The sequence below is a fragment of the Microcystis sp. M109S1 genome (genome assembly GCF_020247025.1).
GTDB lineage: Bacteria > Cyanobacteriota > Cyanobacteriia > Cyanobacteriales > Microcystaceae > Microcystis.
Window position 1 is genome coordinate 1 of sequence record NZ_JADBRW010000320.1, and the last position, 4,685, is coordinate 4,685.

Below are 4,685 nucleotides of genomic sequence, written 5' to 3' on the forward strand. Positions count from 1 at the left end.
ACTTTAAACTCTAAGACAAACATTTTACGCAGGGGGTACTTAGACAAAATCAGTATAGCACAATAAAAGTTAAGTTAACAAGCTATAGTTTAAAAAGCCGTCCTAAAAGGACGGGGCTTTAACCCAAAATTTCGGTAAAAAATCCTCTCCCAGTTAGTTTTTTAGCGGCTGCATCCCATGTTTGTAAATCTACTAAGTTGGGATTTTTAAAGGCAAACTCTCTCTTCCCACTTGCCACTTTCCTATACCTTTTAAACAGGATTGAGTATCAGAAACCCTATTGGGTATTTGCGATCGCATCTAGAGCCAAATTCAGTTTCAGCAGGTTAACCCCCGGTTCGCCGAAAATGCCGAGAAAGCGATCATCGGTGTTTTTGGTAACGAGGATCTCCACTTGATTTGGCGGTAATCCCCGCACCCGCGCCACCCGCTCGATCTGCGCTCTGGCAGCCTCTGGGGTGATATGGGGATCGAGACTGGAGCCGGAGGTATATACCAGATCCGCGGTGGGTTTAATTCCCGCTTTCTCTAATCGGGGAATCTCCCCCTCTATAGCTTTTGCCGGATCGGGATCGGGTTTTCCTTTAATTCGATCGATCAACACGGGGTTACTGGGAGCTAGGTTACTCGCTCCCGAAATTCCGGTTTGCAGGACTTTGTTAGGATCGTTTTTCGGATCGGCCGTACTGTAGGCGGTGGTACTTGGACGACTATTGAAATAGCGATCGCTGGTGAAAGGTTGCCCAATTAGAGCCGAACCCACCACTTGACCTTGATTATTGGTGATCAAACTCCCGTTCGCTTGCCAGGGAAAAAGAATTTGACCGATGGCGATCATCGAGAAAGGATAGATCAGCGCAGTGATCACCCAGAGAACTAGGGTAGAACGGATGGCTCTACCGGCCTCGCGTGCAAAACTCATAATTAAAACCTCTCTGGTATAAAGATGACCAAGAACAGATAGATAAATAAAGCAAAGGCGACTAATCCTAAAAGGGTTAACGCGGAAGCTTGCGTCCTATCGATAGTGCTTCCCGTAGAAGCTTGAACGATGGAGGAGAAAAGAATTGTCAGACAGAAATTTAAGAAAATATACCAGAAAAATCGGTATTTTATAGGTGATGCTTTCATAAGAATTAGAGGTTTTTGGAGATTTGTTTTTGCCAGTAAATCAAGAAAATAGCTGTAGTTGTCGATAGGTTGTCTTGTTCCCCTTTTTCAATTCATAGTTAAGAATACATTGGCCTACATATCTGGCCAGATTAACAGGAACAGCATTGCCAATCATTTGTTCTAGATTAGATTTTGTTCCTGTAAAAATAAAGTCTTTAGGAAAAGTTTGAATATAGCTTCGCTCCCTCGTTGTTAGCGGTCTTAGTTTTTCCTTGAGATGACAAGCATCACCGGGATGTTGTCGATAGGTTTTGGGAACTGGTCGATTTACTCCTCGAATAGTAGGGCTAGGTTCATAAATACTGAATATCGCCCTTCTTTGATAGCTTCTAGGATGTCTATAATAGTATTCTATGTCTAATTCTTTGCCCATATAGTCAAATACAGTCAGAGGTTGAATTGATAGATTTTCATTGATTTCATCGATTAAAAAATCATCTTCTTCGTTCATTTTACCGATCAGAAAATATCTTTTTCTAGTTTGAGGAACTCCGCAGTAACAAGAATTAATAACTTTTCCAGTTAAACCATAACCATGTTTTTTTAAAATTTGTTTTGCTTGAGTGAGTATTTTACTTTTCTCAATTCTGTCCACATTTTCCATAACAAACCATTGCGGACTTACTCTAGTGACAATTTCAGCGAATGTGAGCGTTAGATTCGCTCGTCCTAAACCCTCGTCTCTCTTACCCGCACTGGAAAAGTCTTGACAGGGAGGACTGCCGACAATAATCTCAGGATTATATTGAGCAAATATTTCTTGGCTAGATTCTCTAGATAAATCGACATTAAATATCGGATGACTAAAGTTATTTCTATAGACATCTATAGCAGGTATCCAGTTATCAAATGCGGCCACAATAGTAAACCCCGCTTTCTGGAAACCTAAAGATAAACCACCACAACCAGCGAATAAATCGATTGTGATCATTTTGCTCCCTCCTCTAAATTGACTCTCGAAAGCGTAAAATAAATTATCGGAATCGGGAGCTAAACCGTATAACTCTTGTGTACTTAACTCCGCAGGTTTAATTTTTAAATTTTCATCGAGTTTCAGATATACATTTTTCAGTCCTTTCCAATCTAAGTAAGCGCACAAAGAAGCTGGAAATGAGGAATTAAATTGATTTTTACCCCATGTTTCTTTTTGGTTAAAATCCCGATTCGAGTGCTTCAATCCGAATAAACTAGGCTTAAATATTGCAGATTTTCCCATTACCTCAACCCGATCGCTGAAATTATCTCATCAATAATCTTAATAGCAATAAACGGCGCAATCATGCCTCCCACGCCGTAGATAAGGATATTGCGCCGCAATAGTTGGTCGGCAGTAAGGGGGCGAAATTGAACGCCTTGAAGTGCCAGAGGAATCAAAACAGGGATAATCAGGGCATTGTAGATCAGGGCCGAGACGATCGCCGATTGAGCGCTTTTCAAACCCATGATATTTAAAGCACCGATCCCAGCAGCGGCGAAAATCGTCGGGATAATAGCGAAATACTTAGCGATATCGTTAGCTACCGAAAACGTGGTCAGGGCGCCGCGGGTAATTAATAACTGTTTGCCGATGGTGACTAAATCGATCAGCTTGGTCGGGTCAGAATCCAGATCCACCATATTGGCCGCCTCCTTCGCCGCTTGGGTTCCGGAGTTCATCGCCACACCGACATTAGCCTGGGCCAGTGCGGGTGCGTCGTTGGTTCCGTCTCCCGTCATGGCAACTAACTTGCCCTTGGCTTGCTCGCGACGGATCACCTCGATCTTATCTTCCGGGGTGGCCTCGGCGATAAAATCATCCACCCCCGCCTCCGCCGCGATCACCGCCGCCGTGATCTGGTTGTCGCCGGTGAGCATGATCGTTCTCACACCCATGCGCCGTAATTGGTCGAAACGCTCTTTTAATCCCGGTTTCACGATGTCCTTGAGATAGATCACCCCGTAGATATCGTTACCCCGACAGACGGCGAGGGGAGTTCCCCCCAAACGGGAAACCCTTTCCTGTGCCTGATCGAGGGTCTCGGGAACGGAACCACCGCGGGAACGGACGAAACCTTTAATCGCGTCTACGGCTCCCTTACGGTATTCCTCGCCGTCCATATCGGTGCCGCTCATGCGGGTACGAGCGGAGAATTCGATTCCCTCGCCGGGTTGGCCATCGATGGAGAGGTTCGCGCCCAAATTCCGGGCTAAGGCAACGATCGAGCGTCCTTCCGGGGTTTCGTCGAAAAGGCTGGCCGCTAGACAGATGCGGGCTAATTCCTCGAGGTTATGACCGTTCACGGGGATAAATTCGTCAGCCAGTCGGTTTCCGAGGGTAATCGTTCCCGTTTTGTCGAGAAGGAGGGTATTCACGTCGCCGCAGGCTTCCACGGCGCGCCCAGAGGTGGCGATGACGTTAAACTGAGCCACACGATCCATGCCGGCGATGCCGATCGCGCTCAATAAACCGCCGATCGTCGTGGGAATGAGGGCGACGAGGAGGGAGATCAAGATGGCGATACTGGAACCGGCCCGAAAGGTATCCGCAACCGCCGGCCCGAGACTCGTTTCCAGGAAACCGGCGATATAGTTCCCGATCGGCGGAATCGTGGCGACGACAATTAAAAAGACTTGGGTTAACACGGCCAGAAGTACCGTCAGCGCGATCTCGTTGGGGGTTTTCGTGCGCTCGGCCCCTTCCACAAGGGAGATCATGCGATCGATAAAACCCCGGCCGGGATCTTGAGCGATCCGCACCGTCAACTCGTCCGAGAGAAGCCTGGTGCCGCCGGTGACGGAACTGGCGATGTCGGTTCCGGGTTGTTTGAGGACGGGGGCCGATTCTCCGGTGATCGCCGATTCATCCACCGAACCGATTCCCTCGATCACTTCCCCGTCGGCGGGAATCACGTCCCCGGCCACCAGTTTTACCCGATCGCCCCGACCCAAGGCCGTGGAACTGACCGACTCGATCGAGCCGTCGGCAAGGATTTTCCGGGCCATCGTGTCGCTGCGGGTCGAGCGCAGGGCATCGGCCTGGGCTTTTCCCCGTCCCTCGGCGACCGCCTCGGCGAAGTTGGCGAACAGCACCGTGAAGAAGAGGATGAGGGTGATGATGCCGTTAAGTAGCCGTTGTTGTCCCCTATCCCCGGCGATTGTGCCGAATAGATGCGGGTCGATCGTGACCAGGACCGTGACGATCGTTCCTAACCAGACCACGAACAGGACCGGGTTACGCACGGCGATGCGCGGGTCGAGTTTGAGGAAGGACTGCTGGATCGCGCGTTGATAGAGACCTGTCCGGTTTACCTTGGGGGTGTGGCGGCGGTCGTCCCGGCGACCTCTCGGCACTCGCAAAGGGCGAGAGGATTTAGAATTTCCTTTGTTCGTTCTCATCGAAAATTTTGGGTCTGAAACCCCGTCGTTCTACGACGGCTTTACCGTTAAATACTAGCGCATTTACCAAATATATGCTAAAATGTGAGACATGGAAAAAGCCTATTCGTTTCGATTTTACCCCACACCCGAACAAG

At 48.5% G+C, this 4,685-nt stretch carries 5 protein-coding genes; 1 reads left to right on the forward strand and 4 read right to left on the reverse strand.

What is annotated here, in order from left to right:
* Positions 1-277 precede the first annotated feature (277 nt).
* The 4 genes from kdpC to kdpB are packed head-to-tail and all read right to left on the reverse strand — an operon-like array spanning position 278 to position 4,548.
* On the reverse strand, positions 278-922 hold the full coding sequence (kdpC, locus tag IM322_RS16110; RefSeq protein ID WP_287672672.1) for a K(+)-transporting ATPase subunit C: 645 nt from the start codon (positions 920-922) through the stop codon (positions 278-280).
* A gap of 2 nt (positions 923-924) precedes the next feature.
* Positions 925-1,131 (reverse strand): potassium-transporting ATPase subunit F, encoded by a 207-nt coding sequence (locus IM322_RS16115; RefSeq protein WP_287078438.1) that lies wholly within the window; start codon positions 1,129-1,131, stop codon positions 925-927.
* Positions 1,132-1,171: 40 nt separating this feature from the next.
* Positions 1,172-2,389: a DNA cytosine methyltransferase gene (locus tag IM322_RS16120; protein WP_287672670.1), complete on the reverse strand. Its 1,218-nt coding sequence runs from the start codon at positions 2,387-2,389 to the stop codon at positions 1,172-1,174.
* The gene (gene kdpB / locus IM322_RS16125) at positions 2,389-4,548 is read right to left on the reverse strand and encodes a potassium-transporting ATPase subunit KdpB (protein ID WP_287672669.1); all 2,160 of its coding nucleotides are present in this window, start codon (positions 4,546-4,548) and stop codon (positions 2,389-2,391) included. The genes IM322_RS16120 and kdpB overlap by 1 nt, the downstream gene beginning before the upstream one ends.
* Positions 4,549-4,639: 91 nt before the next feature.
* Here kdpB and IM322_RS23420 point away from each other — a divergent pair.
* Positions 4,640-4,685 (forward strand): helix-turn-helix domain-containing protein (locus tag IM322_RS23420; protein ID WP_353737100.1); only part of this gene is annotated, 46 nt, incomplete at its 3' end.